This window comes from Dictyobacter aurantiacus (assembly GCF_003967515.1).
In the GTDB taxonomy this organism is placed as follows: domain Bacteria; phylum Chloroflexota; class Ktedonobacteria; order Ktedonobacterales; family Ktedonobacteraceae; genus Dictyobacter; species Dictyobacter aurantiacus.
In genome coordinates this window covers 1,165,120-1,185,440 of record NZ_BIFQ01000002.1, presented here as the reverse complement: position 1 = coordinate 1,185,440, position 20,321 = coordinate 1,165,120, and the positions used below count along the sequence as shown (strand labels likewise).

The following is a 20,321-nucleotide window of genomic DNA, read 5'->3' as shown; positions in this document are numbered from 1 at the left end:
ATCATGCTTATCTGCGTTAAGGCCTCTTAGATTATGTGCATAAAGGCAGGGTTATGGCCAGGAAGAAGAAACATCCTCATAGCAAACCTCAAACCGTTGATGCGTTCAATGGTGTGTCCGAAAGGGTGGTAACGCTACTGCCTCCGGACCTGCCGTCTGCGCAACCCGAACAATCCTGGGTCAAAGGACGTGGTCTCTCGCTCTATATCCTGTGGAGGCGTAGCAGCGCAACCACTCCTGTTCTGCCCGAGCATGATGCTATCTGGAGCCATCAAACACCGGTCAATCTGTGGATGGTGACGCAATGCCAGTGGGTGCCTCCCGCGCAGACGGCGGATGCATGGCTGCCGCTGACATCCCTGCTGGAGGGCTGTGACGTTCTGCATTCCTATCTGACGACTGTACGCCAGTCGCTCAATGACGTGGCCTACGTTGTTTTACACCTGGAAGAGACGCAGGTAAATGTTCCCTCGGACGTGGTGAGGAGCATGCAGAGGCAGAAGCAGCATCGCAAGCGGGCGTTGATGGAGAGCATGGATGGCGCGGTTGAAGAGGTGCTGGATCTGCTACAGCAGCGACTGCGCTTGAATGAGAGTGCTCTGGAACAGGGTTGGTCCCCTGGTCGCTTCATCCATTTCGATCGCGCGACCGGCCAGCGTGGCTGGCTGATCGTTTCGCCACGTGAAGCCATCGCTGTACGCCTCTCAGTGCAACAGATCTACAATTTTATCAGTCTGCTGCAGCCACAGGATATCGAGTGGCCTGATCAGCAGGAGGCGCGTATCGGCGCGCAGCGCTATGGTCCGTTCTACGAGCGCGTGATGCAGTGGAACGCCACCAACGACATTTTTGAGACCGTGGCCCAGCTCGAGACGATAGTGGAGGATAGCCAGAAATCGACCGATGGCCAGCTCTGGCTCAACTTTGCCCTGGCCGGCATCGGTATCCTACTATCTCTCTTCTCCATCTCCCAGTTCAGCTGGTTCCCTATCCTGGCGATCAGTGGACTGGCGATTGCTTCGATTTTTCATGCCCTGTATGCTCGCTCTGGCAGATATCTATGGCAGGTTGCGGGCTGGCTCTTCTTCGCGATCTCTCTACTGCTGGTGGTGTTGCTCTATATTTTAAGGCTGCCGGTCTTGAAATAATGTATGGAAAGGGTACGGCCGGGCGTTTCCCTCTTCAGATGCTATGCGTGCTACCCAAATTACTCATGAGACGATTGTAGCTCAACCGCTACCGTACGCACGGTGGCGACGAAGCGCTCGATGAGAGGATTGATATCATTTTCGCGCCAGGCGATTGCGATCCGCAACGGATCGATATCGATGATGGGACGCCAGACAAGGTTGGGCCGTGCGTAGGAGGTGGACATTGAGGTCGGAGCAATACAGACGGCGACTCCGGCTGCAACCTGTTCAAGCATCTCTTCCACATTGTCGTTTGTGGGTCCCCAGATTGGTTCCCTTCCATCTGGACGAGGATTGACGGCCCACCAATCTACCCAGACCCTGGGTGCCCTCTTTGTCCACATGAGCGGTTCATCGGCGAGATCCATGATATGTATCTCTTTACGGTTCGCCAGTAAATGATGTTGTGCCATGGCAACCATGCGTGGCTCCTGGGTGATAATCTCCATCCGCAATCCTTCGATTTGCGCTGGTAACCATACATATGCCACATCCACAGCACCCTGGCGCAACGCCTCTGTCTCCGCTCCCCAATCAAAACGCCTGGGAATGATGTGAACATCGGGATATTGCCGGGCGAATCGTGCCTGGACTTTGGGTCCGATTGCGCCAGCGCCGGTCGCTTCAAATCCTACTTGCAGCCTACCCGCCTGTCCCGACCGAAATTGCTCGGCTACAGTGCGTACGCGTTCTGACTGCTCTAGCGTGCGCCTTGCCTCAACGAGAACGGTTCGGCCCGCGTCTGTTAGCGATACGCTGCGGCGGTCGCGTTGTAGTAAAGCTACACCAAGCTCTCGTTCCAACTCTTTAATGGTGTAACTCAGGGATGGTTGGGCGATCAAGAGTCGCTCGGCGGCACGACCAAAATGTAGCTCCTCGGCCAGCACAACAAAATACTGCAGGGTACGCAATTCCATTTGTATTCGATCCAGGTATTAGTTTTATATCGCTTATGTTGATTGATAGAGCCATTCTATCACGTAAGAGAAAGCTTGTCTTGGACAAACGTACGCTCCGGTAGCATACTTTTTATGTAAGCGCATGAAGGCCGCAGGCCAGAAATGCTTTTGCTGATTCTTAACGCCAGGATCTTTTTGTAACGTTGATGTTTAAGTGAAAGACCAGGATGGACTCTTAAAAGAGCTAATAGTGCCGTCCCGGGTAAGAAAATAAGGGGGGAGCAGCGTGCAATATACACGTTTAGGCAACACCGGTTTAATCGTTTCCAGACTCGCGTTCGGAAGTATGACCTTTGGATCAGGAGAAGGGGCGTTTGGCTCCATTTATAAGGTGGATCAGGCGGGCGCGGATGAGCTAGTAGCATCAGCACTCGATGCAGGGGTGAACTTTTTTAATACGGCTGACGCCTATGCGAATGGACAGTCGGAACTCATGCTGGGAAAAGCCCTGGGGGAGCGTCGCCAGGATGTGGCAATCGCTACCAAGGTTGGTAATCGTATGGGAGAAGCGTTGCTTGACCAGGGATTGTCAAGGCAGCATATCCTGGCCTCGGTGCAGGGCAGCCTGCGGCGCCTGGGGACCGATTATATCGATGTCTATCTCGTCCATCGCCTTGATCCATATACTCCTTTGGAGGAGACGCTGGAGGCGCTCAATTATGTTGTGAGACAGGGGATGGTACGCTATATCGGTTTCTCGAACTGGCCAACATGGCTGGCCGCTAAAGCGGTAGGACTACAGCGCGAACATCACTGGGCACAGTTTCGTGTGGCCGAGATGTACTACTCATTGATTGGACGTGACCTTGAGCACGAGATGATCCCGTTTGCTCAGGATGCGGGAATTGGCATCCTGGTGTGGAGTCCGTTAGCCGGTGGATTTCTGAGCGGCAAATATACGCGTGAGAATCCTGGCGGCGGTGGCGGCCGCTTGACGGGCTTTGATATTATCCCTTTTGATCGTGAGCATGGCTATGACGTGGTAGAGAAGTTGCGCCAGATCGGCGAGCGTCACAATGCCTCACCCGCGCAGATTGCGCTCAGCTGGTTGCTTTCTCGCCGGGCTATCACCTCCGTGCTGGTTGGCGCCAGTAAGATTAGCCAGCTCAATGAAAATCTGGGAGCCGCAGAGCTTCATTTGGGCACTGATGAGCTGGCGGAACTCGACAAATTAACAGAACCGACCGCTATCTATCCCAACTGGTTTAACTCCGCGATCTATGACGCACCAGTACGCGCCGCCCTTGAGAAGCAAGGCTAGATCACCGCTGTCTTCTCTATTCTATGGGAGCAGAAAGTGGAGATCATGCGTCAGGATCTCCTGTTGATGTTGGGTGTACCAGCAGATCATTACAACGGATCTGCTGGTAGTGTCCAGGCGCTATCGTAGCTCTGTAGATGGGGTGTCTGCAGCAGGACTATTGCTACGTATCGCTAGATCGCCTTTACCTGGGATGTTCTTCCAGGGGCTCTTGAGAGGCCAGATCCAGTTCCAGCGTCCCAGCAGGGTGACGATGGCGGGGACCAGCAGGGGCCGAACGATAAACGTGTCGAGCAGAATGCCGACGACTACGGTAAAGCCCAGTTCCGCTACTTCCACTACGGCATTGGTGGCCAGACGCGAGAAGCTAGCGGCCATGACCAGTCCACAGGATGAGACGACTCCACCGGTGAGAGCAATCGCGGTGGCAATGCCCTGACGCGGTCCTGACTTCTGTATCTCCTCGCGGATACGTGCGATGGTCAGGATGTTGAAGTCCTCGCCCAGCGAGACCAGGAAGACGAAGGCGAAGATGGGTACAATCGAGAAGAGCGGTCGGCCCATAATATCGTGATAGACGAGATGCGTCGCGCCCACTGCGGTCAGGGCCGATAGCGCTATGGTGGCGACCAGGTAGAGCGGGGCTGTGAGACTGCGCACGAGCAATGCCAGGATGAGATAGGTGGCAATACATACCAGGATGACGACGAGCGTGAAATCACTCCCCAACTGAACCGCTTTATCCCGTACCGTTGCGCTTTGGCCTGCTACAAGCACCTGTGCTACGCCCAAGGATGTGCCATGCTGCGCCTGCATAGCGGTTGTAGAGATTGCATCAACTGCCTGACGCGCCTCCTGTGAAGAGGGATCGACGGTGAGCGAGAGGTTGATGACGGCGGCACTACCATCGGTGGCGAAAGATGATTGCGTCCCCTGTTGACCACTCGCTGATGGGGACTGAACATCGGCCACGTGTGTTACTCGCGCGAGGGCGGTAACCACCTGCTCAATCGCGCCGCTATACGCTGTCTGACGGAGATCGCGTCCCGGATCATTGATGATGACCTGCACCTGGGATGCATCGTTGAAGTGCGCCTGGTATGCGTTGAATGCCTGAACCGAGGGAGCTGTGGCGGGTAATGACTTCAAATCATCAAATGATGGTTGAATCGCGATGGTCGAGATGGCCAGTGGTAAGAGCACGACCAGCGTCAGCAGCGCAACAAGGCGTGGATGGGCCGTTACCAGGTGTCCCGCGCGGGCCCAGAGGCCTTTTTCTGTGGCAGTTGTATCGTTCAGTGTTCCCGGACGCGGCTGCGCAGGCCAGAAGAGCGCTTTGCCGCACAGGGCCATCAGCGCCGGTAGCAGGCTGAGTCCCGCTAGCAAGAGGCAGACGACGCCGACCGCTACTGCGGGACCGGTGACACGCAATTCGTAGGACTGTGCCAGTCCCATGATGGCGGTCGCCACGACCACTGTTGAGGCACTGGACATGATGGATTCGCCAACGTGGCCGACGGTACGCGCCAGCGCCTCTCGTCTTGCGGCGCGGTCGTTCTTTTCACTACGCCGTATCTCTTCTTTGTAGCGTGAGAGCATAAACACACCATAGTTCGTACCAGCGCCCAGGAGGACAAAGGCAACGTATTGCAGACTGAAGGACGCCACGGCCAGGCCAAAGGTTTGTCCCAACCAGGCAATCACCGGCAGAGAAACCCCGAAGGCCAGAGCAACGGCGACCAGCGGCACCAGCACAGCCAGCAATGAACGGTAGACAAAGCCGAGCACGACCAGAATAATGAGGAGACCAAGCAGTGTACCAATACCACCACTACCGCTAAAGACGCCAGCGTTGAGGTCATAATTGATGGGCGCACTACCTGTCAGTCCCAGCGTACTCCCTGATGACAGGCGTTGCTGCGACAGGTAGGTATGGATCGCCTTGAGAGAAGTGTCGGGCACGGACCCCTTCGTCGTATCCCAGGTGAGGATCATGCGGAGCGCCTGGTGGTCGCTACTTTCGAAGGCAGCAGCCGAGGCGTCGGGACCTGGACCCGTCACTGACAAAAGCTGGGCCGGCCGCGTGCCTGGAGCCATCAACCAATCCTCGATCTGCCGGGCCAGCGTGGTATCTTGCGGCGAGATACCCTGGGGATCAGAGAGCACGAGCACATCAGTCTCTTTATGCAGCGTGGCCTGTCCCGCAGCAAAGCGGGTCGTATAGATGTGGTCCGCTTGAACGCTCGGGGCCGAGGCAGGCAAAGATGACGTGTTATGCTGCGTAGCAGCCACGGCCCCGAGCGATGGACCGAATTTCAAAGCAACGACAACGAGGATGATCCATACCGCGATAATCAATAACGGCCGGCGGGCCACAAAATGGCCCCATTTTTCTAGTACAGCTTCCATCTGATACGTTCTCCTGTAATCCTTCTCATAATGAACCCGGGGATTATTTCCGGGACGAATAAGCTCATTTACAGGAGATAGCGTACCTTGTTCACGTGAGATGCACGTCAACCTACGCATTGATTTGAGGATGATTTCGTTCTCCACCCCTCGGTGGAGAAGAATAAACAGGGAGGTGACTCTAAATCTCAGCCATGAGATATAATACGATGGATAGTTTCTCCATACGTTCCCAGCGAGGTCGAAAACGACACATATGACAACACCCTGGAATCTTCAAATATTTGACATGCTCCCGGCAGATAAAGAGCAGCTAGGAGCACGAGGGCTCTTTGCAAGGATTGTAATACCTGGCAGCGCACCAAAAACGTTCACGCTGGGAATGCTTCTTGCCGTAGATGGTGTATCGCTCATCTGGGGAGTTTTGATCGTCCTCACACTACTGTCCGTTCCACTCACGACGATTATCATAAGCGAATTACTCTTCCTGATAAGCGTGGTCCTGCTTGTCCTTGCCAGGGTAGAAAGGCGTTTTCCGGTATCCCTGGCATACTATGCTCTCGTCTTTGCACTGAGCATACTGCTCAATATTACATTTCCTGGCCACTGGGGAGATTTCGGGCTGCTGGCGCTCTGCGGCTTTGCGATCTACCGCTTCCCACTTCGCTGGTCATGGTCAATCGCGGCTCTATGTATTGTCGGGCTTGCGGAAACTCATGGGTTCAACAACATCTTTTTGATGCAGCATATACGTAGCAACTCGCCATTCATGACGATGCTGATAATGGCTGCATTCATTTGCTGGATTGGCTGGTCACGCCGTATTCAACATCTGCAATTTATCCGGTTGCAAGAGATGCAGAAGCAATTGCGGGAGCAGATGGAGCGTGTCGAGGAGCTGGCTGCGACGCGAGAACGTGTACGTATTGCACGTGATATCCATGATGTGCTGGCCCATTCGCTGACGGTCCTCTCGATTCAAGTACAGGCGACACGGCAACTGGTACAACAACCCGAACGCGTGGCTGCGAAGCTTGATGATATGGCGGCACTGCTGCGCGAGAGCCTTGCCGAGAGCCGTAGAGTCGTTACCTTATGGCGTGAAACAGCCAGCGCGGCAACGTCCTATGGGAATGTGGTAACGCGATTGCAGGCGGCCCTTGATCGTTTCAGCGAAAGGACCGGGATACAGGGGGTATTCGAGGAAAAAGGAACGGCACACCCCCTCAACGATCAACAATGTGAAACGCTCCAGTATGTCTTGCAAGAAACACTTACCAATGCTCATCGTCATGGGGCGGCGCAGCACATCCAGGCGGAATTACAATGGCAAGATATTCAGGTGATCCTACAGGTGCATGACGATGGGAAGGGGCAAGATACGATATCCCCACCTCAGACCGGGACGCTGCATGGGCACCATGGGTTGCAAGGGATGCGTGAACGGGCGACGGCCCTGGGTGGAACGCTTCAAGCCGGTCCTCGCAAAGCAGGGGGATTTGCCGTAACGCTCTCCCTACCATTTGAGAAGGCAAAACAGCTTCAGAAAGGCAAACAATGAACGGGGGCAAGATTCGTATCGCACTCGCTGATGATCAGCGCCTGCTCCGTGAAGGATTACGCATTATCCTGGAAGCCGCGCCAGATATGCTCGTCGTCGGCGAGGCAGACGATGGTATCACGGCCACCGCACTCGCCACAACTGAGCAACCAGACGTCATGCTGATGGATATTCGTATGCCCCGACGCGACGGGATTGCGGCCACAGAGATCATCCATCACGCGCATCCATCTGTACGTATCATCCTGTTGACGACCTACGATACGCCGGAACAGGTCATCAAGGGTATGCGTGCGGGTGCGTCAGGCTACATCCTCAAGGATTGTAGTGCCGAGGAGCTCTACGCCGCAATCCGTACCGTTGCCCGTGGGCAGATCCTCCTTCAAACGGTCAGCGCGGCCCAATTGCTGGCGGGGCTCCCCTCGGCAGCTACGCCGCAACCATCATCTCCTCCACCCCGATCGGTCGTTGAAAAGACGGGGCTAACCGAACGTGAGCGCGACGTCCTGCGTCTGATCGTGCAGGGACGTTCCAATAGCGAGATCGCGGCGGAACTCTATGTGAGCGAGGCGACGGTCAAGACGCACATCAACCACATCTTTTCCAAGCTCGGTGCACGGGATCGCGTGCAAGCAGTCGTTCTGGCCCAACAACTTGGTCTGGCATAATTGTGTCACACCATTGAATGGTTCGTAAAGTAATCCTGGAAAGAGGATGGGCCAGCGCCGCCCTTGAGAAGCACAGCTAGATCGCCGCTGCCTTCTTAATCTATGAGAGCATCAACTGGAGGTCCTGGCGCAGGGCTTCCAGTTGATGTTGGGTGTACCAACTGGGTGGCCTTGTCTGCAGAATGTGCGATAGTATCCTGATATTGATCAGGATGCTGTTAAAGCAGATACGCTGTTGATAATCTGCTGGCAGCGTCTTGACGCTATCGTAACCCTGGACGAGGGGCGTCTGCAAGTCAAAGGGTAGGTGCTCTCCTTCACGCAGATGGAAGTGGGCGAGATCATACCACTGATTCACTCCTCGGATCTCACCAAAGTCAATGATGCCGCTATAATGACCGTCCAGCTGATAGATATGCGTGCTATCAAAGTCTCCATGGGCGATGTAACCCTGTTCGGCGTCAAGATAGGTGTCGTAGCGCTTCAGTAGTTGCGCGAGCATGGTCGTCTCTGCTTGAGAGAGCGTGCCGTGTTTAGTTAGAAAGGCCAGGTCCATATCCCAGTATTCGAGGGCGAAGGTGCGCTGATCAGGCCATGGAGCCCGCAGATTGCGGTCCACCTGCGCATCGCGCTGTATCCAGCCAAAGCCAGCAACCGGCACGCTGTTGATCATGGCCAGGTCGCGGCCCGCCTCACGCATTATCTCTTCTAACTTTCCCCTACCGAGCCCTACGGATTGGCTGAGCGGTTGCCCTTTGATCTCACCAGTTACCATGATGGAGCGCTGTAGCGCCTCATTATATGGTTCAACATGGATGGCCGGTACCTTGACGCCCCTGGTTCGCAACTCTTCATGAAGCGCGGCCTCAGGGCCGAAGCTTGCATCCTCTTCTGGCAAAATCCGCAGGTAGAGTGTCTCTGACTCGGTAGTTATGCGATAGACGCAGGTCGACGTCCCTTCCGTCATCCTTTCCACCTGCAATGGATTGATCTTCAAGCTATGGCGGATCACAGTCTCAACGAGCGCTTGATCTTCGTATGGATGAGGCATGCCTTCCCCCCTTTTACATCTCAGCCATCAGGCCTTCATTGTAGCATATTAGTTTTTGAGCTCGCGGCGATTCAAAGGCGATGGGGATGGCGGATATGTCGGTTGTGAAAGATTGCAGCCGAGCAATTCGCTGATCAGGGGATCCATATCGGTGCCCCCTGGCATGAGATAAAAATTGTTGTGATTGCGCTTGCTTTCACGCACGCTCTGGATTACCCGTCGAAGCTCATCTTTGATCCTGGTGAGCTCTTGTTCGTTCAAGGTGGTGCGCTGCAGACGAGATACAAGCATGTTGACCGCGCTTCCGACCTGCCAGAGAACATTTTCCTGCGTATAAGGGGCTCGTACATTCAGATTGCCGTTGGCCGCTTCAACCAGCGTTTGTAAGAGTTGCTGGATGCCTATGTCCAGGTCCCTCTTCTGCTGAGCCATGTCACGCTCCAACTGAGCGATCAGCTCGGCCTGGTTAGCTTTTTCAATCGCTCGATTGGCATTACGCACCCAGATATAGGTGACGAGGGCTACGATAATTTGAATGGCCAGTGGTCGGAGGAGGATGGTGTAGTTGGTGGTGGTGAGGGTATTCTGCAGATCGGCGGTGTGCGGCTGGAAAATCATATCAATGGTTATAAATAAACAATTGAATAAGGTGGTAAGGACGACGCCTGGTCCAGGGAGGAAAGAGACCGCGATAATCACCGAGAGCACAAAGAGGTCATAGATAGGCATGGCATTCTGAGGGAGTTCGAATTTTGGATAGGTGAGCAAAACCGCGATTAACGTGGCGTTGACCGCGATCGCGATTAAGGCTCCTAGCACCTGCACTTTTCCCTGCCGATTGAGAAATATGGCCACGAAGGTCACCGCTAGTAAACCCAGTACGGGTGGTAACACATGATAATTTTGACTTGATAAACCTGCGGGTATGAATGCTATACACGTCAGGAGGGACATAAGGAGCAAGATGCTTGCTACTCTTGTACGATGTAAAGGATCATTTTGAGCAAGAGTAATGCTATCCTTTGGCTCTACCAGCCGATACCACCATGACAACATGAAATTCTCTCTCCTCTTTAAATTCTGGCTAAAATATGTAGTTTGTAGAGTAGCGGGGATATTGGGGTATATTTATATATGGTTGTATTTATAAGCAGGCGATATAGCACCTTTAAAACGGAGATGCCAGAAAATTGGTCCGGTGTGAATAGTAACAATAAACTACCTATTTGTCAACGGATATAGATTTAAATCCTTATTTACTCTATATGTATGTTCCATTATGCATCATTGTTTATCTCAATGATTATGCGCTATCATGCCATTGTCGGACTTGCTGCTGCTGAGATCCCTTTTCGCGCTTCGTAGCGGCTAGTAAGGAGCTGATCCATAGTTTGCAGGTTGGTGATGATACGGCGGGAAGCATGTAAGACAAAACTCAGTGTGGTGAAGGTGGCCGGATCTGTCTGGCGCTATATAGCTATCCATCACCTCCAGGTAATATCTCTGTAGCGCCTCCAGCCGCGTGGCGATGCCTGTAGGTAGCCTGTGCCATAATCATCCATCTTCTCTATAATAGCCACAACATAATGTGTTATGTATATGTTTTCAATACTCACAGCTATCTACTATCCATGGATACATCTAGAGTACCATTTATCGATAAAATCGCTCATCTATTTACCTGTTTCGCCCGTATATTAAGCAAACCGGCTTTACATCATGTTGGGCCGTAAATTTTTTGTATTTCAAGAAATGTCATCGCTGTTCAGCATTTGTCAAAGGGCGCTTGATTTCCGTCATCATAGGGGCAGGTGAGTGTCCTCGCACGCGCGTCCGCTGCGCGGCCGCACTGGTTGGATGTGTTGGTGTATGCGGTGCGCATCTGCGCACCGTATACACCAACACACTACGGACATGTAAGCACCAGTGGTGCTCAATTACCCATAGTATGGTAGTGTGATAAGGGTGCGAATGCGCTTTTGTTGCATTAACATATCACGGACATGTAAGCACCAGTGGTGCCCAACCACCCATAGTATAGTGGTGCAGCAGTGGCGTGCCTGCGCCACTGCTGCACCACTATACAAAACCAGCGCGGCCGCGCAGCGGACGCGAGTGCGGGGGCGCCCATGTGCGCTCTACAATGACGGGAGTAAGACACGCTCTCAGAACAAGCGATGCCTTTGTACAGAATAGAGGAGTCAGCTACCATGCCAACGGATACCACGGGTTTTACGCTGGGCATTGAAGAGGAATACTTGATCGTTGATCCTGAAACGCGTGAGCTGGATTCGGCGGCGGCACGCGTCTTGCCCCGGGCGCAGCGCGTGTTGGGCGAGCAGATTCAGCCGGAGCTACAGCTCTCGCAGGTTGAGAGCGTCTCTCCCGTCTGCCATAGCCTGGCTGAAATTCGCCAGTCTTTGATTCAGCAGCGGCGTTCCCTGATCGAGGCCACGGCGGCTATCGATAAAAAGCTGGCTGCCACGGCCACCCATCCTTTTTCTCACTGGAGCGGTCAGCAGGTGCATCCTAAGGAACGCTATCAATCGCTCTTGCGCGAATTTCGACAGCTGGCTCGTGAACAGGGTATTCAAGGTTGCCATGTGCATGTAGGATTCCCCGATCCCGAGCGGGCGCATGCCATCTTTAGTCGGCTGCGCGGCTGGCTGACTCCTTTGCTGGCTTTGACCGCCAATTCACCTTTCTGGCTGGGCGAAGATAGCGGCTACGCCAGCTTTCGCACCGAGGTCTGGATGCGCTGGCCACTGTCGGGTCCGCCGCCAGTCTTTGCCTCGTTGGAAGAGTACCGTGAACTGGTGCAATCGCTGGTGGCCGTTAAAGGAATCGAAGACGCGACCAAGATCTACTGGGATCTGCGCCTCTCGGAGCGCTATCCAACGATTGAGTTTCGCGTGGCCGATGTTTGTCTGACGGTTGATGAAGCTGTGATGATGGCCGGTCTGGCGCGCGCCCTGGTGCGCACCTGTGATGAGCAGGCACAGCAGGATATGCCTTTTACCCATATCCATCAGGAGCTTCTGCGTGCCGCCCACTGGCGCGCCGCCCGCTACGGTCTGGATGGCGAACTGGTTGATGTCCATACCCGTGAGGTCGTCTCCGCGCCTGAACTGGTCGAGCGCTTAATGACACTGGTACGCCCGGCTCTAGAGGCGGAAGGTGACTGGGAGGAGGTTTCGGCCCTGGTGCAGCAGACCGTACAGCAGGGCAATGGGGCCAGCCGGCAGCGCGCCGTCTACCAGCGTACAGGCGATATGCTCGCGCTGGTCGATTTCATCGTCAGCGAAACCACCCGCGGCGTTCTCTAAGTGATCATTCGTGACGCGGAGCAGACTCTATTGGCAATCCGGTTGTGGACTGGTATACTCGTTGCAGTGGGATAGGTAGGAACGAAGAAGGCGAGTAATATTGTGTCGGTACCGCAAGAAGATGTTGGCAAACGCGTTGTTCAAACGAACAGTACAGAACATATCCAGGGCATCGTTGAGCGTGTAACATACCATGCCGAAGATTCAGGCTATACCGTTGCGCGCATGAAATTGCCATCGGCCCGAGACCTGGTAACGATTGTGGGCAGCTTTCCAGAGATCCATGCCGGTCAAACTCTGCGCCTGACCGGCTACTGGCGCGAACACTTGAAGTATGGACAGCAGTTCCAGGTGGTGCACGCGCAGGAGACAAAGCCAGCGACTCTAACGGGGCTGGAGAAATATCTGGGCAGCGGGCTGATCAAGGGGATCGGACCGGTAACGGCGAAGCGTATTGTTGCCCATTTCGGCATGGATACGCTGGATGTTATCGAGCAGCATAGCGAGCGCCTCTCCGAAGTTCCGGGTATCGCGCAGAAGCGTATCACCATGATCGCCCAGGCCTGGCAGGCACAAAAAGCCATCAAGGAAGTGATGATCTTTTTGCAGGGCCATAAGGTCTCCACCACCTACGCGGTAAAGATCTTCAAGCACTATGGCGATAGCGCCATCGATAAGGTATCGCAGAATCCCTACCAGCTGGCGACCGATATTTATGGCATCGGTTTTATTACCGCTGATACCATCGCGCGGTCCCTGGGGATCGCGCCCGATTCCTCTTTTCGTTACCAGGCGGGTATTCTGCACATCCTTCAGCAGGCCTCCGACGATGGTCACTGCTTCTTGCCACAGACCACCCTGGTTGAGCAGGTGGTTGAGCGGCTGGCGCTGCCGGATTGTCCCGTTGATGCTGATAAGGTTACCTCGTTGATCGCTGAGATGACCGAGAGCGGCCAGCTGATCAGTCAGCCCGGCTACGATGAACTGGCCGAGCAGACCATCTGTTACGCGCCGGCTTTTTACCATACCGAGGTGGCGCTGGCCAAACGGCTGGCGGGTTTTGTCCAGGAGCCAATAGAGGTCGATGAGCAACGCGTGCGGCGCTGGATCGATGGGTACACGCAGAAGAAGGGGATCCAGCTCTCCGAGGAGCAGCGCCGGGCCGTTGAGCTGGCGGCCTCTTCACGCATGCTGATCCTGACCGGCGGGCCCGGCTGTGGTAAGACCTTTACCACCCGTACCATCGTGGCGTTATGGAAGGCTATGGGCAAGTCTATCGTGCTGGCCGCTCCCACCGGACGCGCGGCCCAGCGGCTGGCTGAGATGACGGGCCGCGAGGCCAAAACCGTTCATCGCCTGCTGGCTTTTGATCCCAAGACCATGCAGTTTCGCTACAATGAGCATAATCCTTTAGAGGCGGATGCGCTGGTGGTGGATGAGACGTCGATGCTCGACCTGTTCCTGGCCCATTCACTGGTCAAAGCCATCTCAACGCGCGCGCAGGTCCTCTTTGTGGGCGACATCGACCAGCTGCCAAGCGTCGGACCCGGCATGGTGCTGCGTGACCTGATTACTTCTGGACGTCTGCCGGTGGTGCGCCTGACCTCTATCTTCCGCCAGGCGGCTGAGAGCCACATCGTCACCAACGCCCACCGCATTAATGCCGGGCAGTTTCCCCATCTCACGCCCACGACGAAGTTCGCCAGTTCCGATTGCCTCTGGCTGGAGGCACCGGAGCCCGAACTGGGGGCCGAAGGGATCAGCCACCTGGTCAGCCACTATCTGCCCGCGCATGGCATCGATGCGGTACGGCAGGTGCAGGTGCTCTGTCCCGCCACGCGCGGTGAAGCGGGCACACGCAATATGAACACCCGGCTCCAGCAGATCCTAAATCCCTTAAAGCCGGGCGGTGTTGAACTGACGCGTGGCGGTCACACCCTGCGTGTCGGGGATCGCGTCATTCAGCAGGTCAACGATTATCAGCGCGAGGTCTTTAATGGTGACCTGGGCACGATTACGACACTGAATCTGGAGGATCAGGAGGTCAGGGTGCGCTTCGCCGAGCGCGAAGTCAGCTATGATTACGCCGACCTCTCAGAGCTGTCTCTGGCCTGGGCTATTACCATCCACAAATCCCAGGGGAGCGAATACCCCATTGTGATTATTCCCATTTTTATGCAGCACTATATGCTCTTAAGCCGCAACCTCATCTACACCGGATTGACACGCGCCAAAAAGCTGGCCATTCTGGTTGGTCCCACTAAAGCGATCGCGACCGCCATCCATCGCGTCACCGATCGTGAGCGCTATACCGCCCTCGCCAACCGTTTATAAGAATGTATTTGACTTTCGTCATGTTGGTGGCACGTGCGGGGGAGCGTACGTGCGTCCGCTACGCAGCCGCACTGGTTTTTTGTGTATTGGCGCAACAGGGGCGCATCCGCGCCCCTGTTGCGCCAATACACCATAGACATGTAAGCACCATAGGAATTTTCGCATCTGGGGTGCTCACGTATCAGTTTTGTGTTGTTGCAGCGGATGCGCCCCTGTTGCGCCAATACACCATGGATATGTAAGCACCATAGGAACTTTCGCATCTGGGGTGCTCATGTATCAGTTTTGTGTTGTTGCAGCGGATGCGCTTCCGCGCATCCGCTGCAACAACACAAAAAAATAGCGCGGCTGCGCAGCGGCCGCGCGTGCGGGGGCGCGCACGTGCCCCAAGGGAGACGAGAGTCAGACACGCTCTAAAAATCGGAGGCAAGCTCCGCACCTCTAGTACATATGGGGAAAACTTTTTTTTTGTCTGAAACGTGTACTTCCTACAGCTTGTGAATAATTTTAGCACGGGAAAGAAATTTTGAAAGTAAGGTAGAGAGAGATATGGCTGGTCAGGATATTGTGGTGGTAGGGGCATCAGCCGGAGGTGTTGAGGCGTTAATGACCCTGGTAAGCGGTTTACCGCGGAATCTTCCGGCAGCTTTGTTTGTTGTGTTGCATGTATCGCCTGAGGGCCGCAGCCGGCTGCCAGAGATTTTGAGCCGCGCTGGTGTTTTACCCGCGGTACACCCGTCCGATGGTGAACCCATTGAGTATGGGAAAATTTATGTTGGTCCCCCGGATTATCATCTATTACTTGAGCGCGGATGCATCAAGTTGATACGGGGTCCTAGAGAAAACCGTAATCGGCCCGCGATTGACCCGCTGTTTCGTTCCGCCGCCCATGCCTATGGGAGGCGTGCTGCCGGAGTTATTCTTACAGGCGGGTTGGATGATGGAACGTCCGGTCTCTTTACGATCAAGCAAAAACATGGACTCGCGATTGTGCAGGATCCGCAAGAAGCCCTCTATCCAAGTATGCCTCGCAGTGCTCTGACGCATGTCGATGTGGATTATATACTTCCATTAAATGAGATCGCTTCACTTGTGACGCGCCTGGCGAATGAGCATCGTAATGGCGAAGACCTGCGGGCTACGGACCCATCCCAGGATGAGTGCCAGGCAGAAGATAAGGTAACCAACATGGAGAAGAATGACCTTCAGCAGGAAGAGCTCAAAGGCGATCCGTCTGTCTTTTCCTGCCCTGAATGTGGTGGCGTTCTTTGGGAAATGAGGAATGGCACCTTGCAACGCTTTCGCTGTCGCGTAGGTCATGCCTTTTCGGCGGAAAGCATGCTCGTTGAGCAGTCTGAAGAACTGGATAAAGCGCTCTGGATGGCGTTAAAGACCATGGAAGAAAAGGCGGAATTGCTGCAGCGGATGCGGGATAATGCGCATCAGCACGGCAGATCGTGGCTGGAACAGAGTCTGGAGACACGGTTCGTGGAAGCGCAGAGGCATGCGCAGACGTTACGCCAATTGTTGGTGGAAGGGGGGCTCAAAGTATCCGAACCTGGATTTGATCAAAAACTTCAAGTACCCCCTTCCATAAAATAAAGGCACTACGTTCCTTATACTCTACAGCGTGTTTCTTGTCATGAAAGAGTTGACAATCCTGTTTGATCGGCCTATAGTAAATAGGCATCGCACATTGTCAATTCTGGTTTACGTTGTCGTTTTAATGGGAAGAAATCTTTCATGACTGAAGCTGGAACGCAGGGCGAGCCTGTCTCTAAAAGTTTGATTACCGTGGGCTCATCTGCCGGGGGGGTGGAAGCGCTATCTATCTTTGTGAGCACCTTGACTGTTGATTTTCCTGCTCCTATCGTACTTGCACAGCATCTTGATCCGGATCGCGTAAGTTCACTTGATACAATCCTGCAGCACCGAACCCAACTTCCTGTGGAGGTGGTGATGTCGCGAAGTAAGCTGCAGGCAGGCAGAATTTACGTTATACCGTCTAATCACCTGGCCTCTATCCACGATCATTATGTCGAGGTAAAGGAAAGTCATTCAAGGCGTCCACGCCCATCGGTGGATACCTTATTTTCTACCGCGGCCGAGGCTTACGGTGAAAATTTGATCGCTGTGATTTTGACAGGTTCAGGCACGGATGGATCAGTTGGCGCTGTCGATGTGAAAGATAAGGGTGGCGTGGTGATTGTGCAAGATCCGCAAACAGCCCGTTATCCTTCTATGCCCGCTTCATTGCCTCCTACTGTGATTGATTTCGCGCTTCCCATCGAGCGGATTGGCCCTTTTCTCCAGGAACTGTTGCACGATGAGCATATCCAACAAAGTGAAGAGAAGGTGGAAGATGTTTTACGCGATATCCTTGAACTGGTAAGCAGGCAAGCAAGCATTGATTTTCGACCATATAAAACATCAACCATTCTGCGCCGTGTGGCCAGGCGCATGGCTGTCACGCATAGTCGGAGCATGCGTGAATATGCCCAGTATCTCAAGGCAACCCCTGAAGAGGTGGGCGAGCTGGTCAAGGCCTTCCTGATTAATGTGACGCAATTCTTTCGCGATGCAGAGGCTTTCTCCTACCTGAGAAATGAAATTCTCCCCAAACTAATCACGCGCGCGCGTACGCGCAATCGTGTCCTGCGCTTCTGGGCCGCCGGGTGCGCGACCGGTGAAGAGCCTTATTCACTGGCTATGTTGCTGACCGATATGCTGGGGGCGGAATTGCTGGAGTGGAGCGTGAAGATTTTCGCGACCGACCTGGATGAGGCCGCGATTAACTTCGCTCGCCGTGGCATCTATGCGGAAAGCCTGCTCAAAGGGATACCAAAGGAGTATCGCGAGCGTTTTTTTGAGCCGATCGATAACGGCTATCGCATCTCGAAAGCGCTGCGCCAGATGGTTATCTTTGGTCAGCAAGATCTCAGCCGGAGCGCTCCTTTCCCGCGTATCGACCTGGTCTTGTGCCGCAATGTATTGATCTATTTTACCCCTGAACTGCAGGAGTATGTGCTCAATCAATTTGCCTTCTCTCTCTCGCCCGATGGTTATCTCTTTTTAGGGAAGGCCGAGACTGTGCGTCCCGTGCAATCGTTTTATGAACTTATCAATAAACAGTGGAAGGTATATCGCTGTATTGGCAATGGGTTACCCTCAATGCGCCATCAGCTTCTTTCCGAGCGAATAAATCCTTACATGGAAAGACAAGCCATGAAGCAGCAAAATATGATGTCAGGAAAATCAAACAACGAGCAGGATTCAGCAAATCTGGCATTGGATATAGGTCAGTTACGCCGTTTCAACGAATTGCTGCTGCGCTTCTTACCCATTGGCATTGTGGTCATCGATCGCTCGTATCGCATTTTGACCGCTAATGGATCAGCCCGGCGCCTGCTGGGGTTACGTGAGATTGGCACCGAACAGGACTTCCTCCACGCCGTACGCGGCATCCCCTATCACGATACACGGGCCGCTATCGATAGTGTCTTTCGGGAACGTAATTCGGTTAGCCCTCTGGAAGTTGAGCTGGATATGGCCTCCGGCGGTAATGGGCGCTATGTGAGCCTTTCAATCTCTTTGATGCAGATGGAGTCAGACTCCTCTACCCTGGCCGTGATCAGTATCGCCGATGTAACCCAGCAGGTACAGTTCCGGCGTCAGCTAGAGACGGTGCAGGCGGAACAGACCCAACTGATGAATGAACTGAGCACGGCCAATAAGCGTCTCAGCGATGTCAATAAAGAACTGGTGGATGCGAACGAGGAATTACAGGTCACTAATGAAGAACTGATGCTGACACACGAGGAGCTGCAGGCTAGCATTGAGGAGTTCGAGACGACCAACGAAGAGCTGCAGGCGACCAATGAAGAGCTAGAGACCAATAATGAGGAGCTGCAGGCGACCAATGAGGAGCTGGAGACGACCAACGACGAGTTGCGTGCGCGTAGCAGTGAACTGCAGGAGATGACCGCTACCATGGAGAGCGAGCGTGGTCGCCTGGCGAAAATGATTGAACTGGCTCCTTTCTATATCCTGGTTTTGCGTGGCCCCACCCTGATTGTCGATGCGTATAGCCCGCGCTACGCACGCTTACTTTCTACACGCTCTGTCTATGGACGCGCCCTTGATGAGGTGCTTGACATCTTCTGGGACAAAGGTATAGAGATACTGCACCTGGCTCGCGATGCCTACCGGCTTGATGAGCCGCGCACATTGGATCATGTGGTGACTCCGTTGCCGCAGGGTGATGTTGGTAAACCTGTTGAGGCTTATTTCGCGTATACGTTGATCCCTTCACATGATACCAATGGTAAGGTTGATGGTGTCATCATCTACGCCGTTGATGAGACCGAGAAGCGCCTGCTAGAGGTTGAGCATGAGCGCGAGCAATTCGAGCTTATCTTTCGCAATTTTCCTGCTGGTGCCCTGGCCCTCTTCGATGCACAGAGCCAGCATCTCTTGCTTGCCAGTTCACGCTACCTTGAGAGCGTTGCTCGCGTGACCGGTTTGCCACAGGATACGTTGATAGGTCGCTGCTGGGAAGATCTGCGCCTGGCATTACCCGCAGAGAGGCGTCAGGCTATCTGGGAACAGGCTTTGATAGATGGCCAATCCGTGCACATCGCTGATCTATCCGTCGTTGAATATGATGATCACCGGGTTGTCTGGGACTACACGCTTCTTCCAGTTATGGATACCATGAATGCTGAGCGCGTGCGCTATATGCTCGTCGTTGCCATTGAGATGACCGACCAGGTGCTGGCCCGCGAAGAACTTGAGAAGGTTGATCAGTTGAAGGATGAGTTTATCTCACTGGTTACCCATGAACTGCGGAACCCGCTATCCTTGATCCTGGCCAATGTGCAACGGGTACAGCGAATGCTCAACAAACGCTCGACGGATGGAACCGGGCATGCAGAGCAGTCATTTGATTCAGAAGTGGCCTTACTTGAAAAGATTACTTACCAGGTAGGAAGAATGAACAAGCTGATCTCTGAAATGCTTGACGTGGCCCGTATCCGCGGTGAAGTCTTTGAATTGCATGGGAAGGAAGAGGTCAACCTGGTGGAGATGATACGGCAGATTTGTGAGCAATATGCCAGTACAGAGCAGCAAGATCGCATTCTTGTACAATCACAAGAAGATGTGATCAATGTTATGATTGATAAAGGCTATATCGAGCAGGTCCTGCATAACCTCATCACCAATGCATTAAAATATAGCCCTCAACAGTCTGAAGTGAGGATTGAGGTGCAGAATATGCCGAATGAGGCTGTGGTGGCGATCCATGATAAGGGACGGGGCATCTCTAAAGAAGATCAGAAGCACCTCTTTGAGCGTTTCTACCGCGGCCACGATGAAAACGAGCGCGTGGAAGGATTAGGTCTGGGCCTGTATATCGCCCATGCAATCATTGCCCGGCATGGCGGTCGTTTCTGGCTGGAAAGCGAACCGGGCAAGGGCAGCAGCTTCTACTTCTCCCTTCCCCATTCTCTATAGATATAACAATGGTGGTCAATGCAAGTGCATTGACCACCATTGTTATAT

Annotated in this window: 12 protein-coding genes; 8 read left to right on the top strand and 4 right to left on the bottom strand. The window is 53.9% G+C overall.

The annotated features are described in order from the left end of the window. Window positions 1–53 precede the first annotated feature (53 nt). Entirely contained in the window at window positions 54–1,148 is a 1,095-nt protein-coding gene (locus KTT_RS29745) for a hypothetical protein (RefSeq protein WP_126601317.1), read from the top strand. A 59-nt stretch (window positions 1,149–1,207) separates the two neighbouring features. On the opposite strand, the gene KTT_RS29740 is transcribed toward KTT_RS29745, so the two are convergent. Further along, window positions 1,208–2,107 (bottom strand): LysR family transcriptional regulator, encoded by a 900-nt coding sequence (locus tag KTT_RS29740; protein WP_126601316.1) that lies wholly within the window; start codon window positions 2,105–2,107, stop codon window positions 1,208–1,210. Window positions 2,108–2,375: 268 nt separating this feature from the next. Here KTT_RS29740 and KTT_RS29735 point away from each other — a divergent pair, with 268 nt between their 5' ends. After that, the gene (locus tag KTT_RS29735; RefSeq protein ID WP_126601315.1) at window positions 2,376–3,410 is read left to right on the top strand and encodes an aldo/keto reductase; all 1,035 of its coding nucleotides are present in this window, start codon (window positions 2,376–2,378) and stop codon (window positions 3,408–3,410) included. 120 nt (window positions 3,411–3,530) lie between these two features. Here KTT_RS29735 and KTT_RS29730 read toward each other — a convergent pair whose 3' ends face one another. Continuing rightward, complete coding sequence (locus tag KTT_RS29730; protein ID WP_160146219.1) at window positions 3,531–5,819, bottom strand: MMPL family transporter; 2,289 nt, start codon at window positions 5,817–5,819, stop codon at window positions 3,531–3,533. Between the two features lie 382 nt (window positions 5,820–6,201). On the opposite strand from KTT_RS29730, the gene KTT_RS29725 reads away from it, so the two are divergent. Beyond that, complete coding sequence (locus tag KTT_RS29725; protein WP_160146218.1) at window positions 6,202–7,380, top strand: sensor histidine kinase; 1,179 nt, start codon at window positions 6,202–6,204, stop codon at window positions 7,378–7,380. Beyond that, window positions 7,377–8,048: a response regulator gene (locus KTT_RS29720; RefSeq protein WP_126601312.1), complete on the top strand. Its 672-nt coding sequence runs from the start codon at window positions 7,377–7,379 to the stop codon at window positions 8,046–8,048. The genes KTT_RS29725 and KTT_RS29720 overlap by 4 nt, the downstream gene beginning before the upstream one ends. 100 nt (window positions 8,049–8,148) lie before the next feature. On the opposite strand, the gene KTT_RS29715 is transcribed toward KTT_RS29720, so the two are convergent. After that, the gene (locus KTT_RS29715) at window positions 8,149–9,099 is read right to left on the bottom strand and encodes a phosphotransferase family protein (RefSeq protein ID WP_126601311.1); all 951 of its coding nucleotides are present in this window, start codon (window positions 9,097–9,099) and stop codon (window positions 8,149–8,151) included. Window positions 9,100–9,147: 48 nt separating this feature from the next. Continuing rightward, window positions 9,148–9,993 (bottom strand): methyl-accepting chemotaxis protein, encoded by an 846-nt coding sequence (locus tag KTT_RS29710; RefSeq protein WP_126601310.1) that lies wholly within the window; start codon window positions 9,991–9,993, stop codon window positions 9,148–9,150. A gap of 1,316 nt (window positions 9,994–11,309) precedes the next feature. On the opposite strand from KTT_RS29710, the gene KTT_RS29705 reads away from it, so the two are divergent. From KTT_RS29705 to KTT_RS29690, 4 genes are all read left to right on the top strand, one after another. Beyond that, window positions 11,310–12,425, top strand: a complete 1,116-nt coding sequence (locus tag KTT_RS29705; protein ID WP_126601309.1) for a carboxylate-amine ligase — start codon at window positions 11,310–11,312, stop codon at window positions 12,423–12,425. A 102-nt stretch (window positions 12,426–12,527) separates the two neighbouring features. Further along, the gene (gene recD2, locus KTT_RS29700; protein WP_126601308.1) at window positions 12,528–14,759 is read left to right on the top strand and encodes an SF1B family DNA helicase RecD2; all 2,232 of its coding nucleotides are present in this window, start codon (window positions 12,528–12,530) and stop codon (window positions 14,757–14,759) included. Between the two features lie 549 nt (window positions 14,760–15,308). Continuing rightward, a complete protein-coding gene (locus tag KTT_RS29695; RefSeq protein WP_126601307.1) occupies window positions 15,309–16,361 on the top strand; it encodes a chemotaxis protein CheB in 1,053 nt (350 codons plus the stop codon). A gap of 141 nt (window positions 16,362–16,502) precedes the next feature. Then, window positions 16,503–20,273 (top strand): CheR family methyltransferase, encoded by a 3,771-nt coding sequence (locus tag KTT_RS29690; RefSeq protein ID WP_126601306.1) that lies wholly within the window; start codon window positions 16,503–16,505, stop codon window positions 20,271–20,273. Window positions 20,274–20,321: the final 48 nt, after the last annotated feature.

Excerpts from the sequence above, each read along its gene's own strand:
- KTT_RS29705 (WP_126601309.1), top strand. The coding sequence starts at position 11,310 with ATGCCAACGGATACCACGGGTTTTACGCTGGGCATTGAAGAGGAATAC.
- KTT_RS29745 (WP_126601317.1), top strand. The coding sequence starts at position 54 with ATGGCCAGGAAGAAGAAACATCCTCATAGCAAACCTCAAACCGTTGAT.
- KTT_RS29720 (WP_126601312.1), top strand. The coding sequence starts at position 7,377 with ATGAACGGGGGCAAGATTCGTATCGCACTCGCTGATGATCAGCGCCTG.
- KTT_RS29690 (WP_126601306.1), top strand. The coding sequence starts at position 16,503 with ATGACTGAAGCTGGAACGCAGGGCGAGCCTGTCTCTAAAAGTTTGATT.
- KTT_RS29725 (WP_160146218.1), top strand. The coding sequence starts at position 6,202 with ATGCTTCTTGCCGTAGATGGTGTATCGCTCATCTGGGGAGTTTTGATC.
- KTT_RS29740 (WP_126601316.1), bottom strand. The coding sequence starts at position 2,107 with ATGGAATTGCGTACCCTGCAGTATTTTGTTGTGCTGGCCGAGGAGCTA.
- KTT_RS29695 (WP_126601307.1), top strand. The coding sequence starts at position 15,309 with ATGGCTGGTCAGGATATTGTGGTGGTAGGGGCATCAGCCGGAGGTGTT.
- KTT_RS29730 (WP_160146219.1), bottom strand. The coding sequence starts at position 5,819 with ATGGAAGCTGTACTAGAAAAATGGGGCCATTTTGTGGCCCGCCGGCCG.
- KTT_RS29715 (WP_126601311.1), bottom strand. The coding sequence starts at position 9,099 with ATGCCTCATCCATACGAAGATCAAGCGCTCGTTGAGACTGTGATCCGC.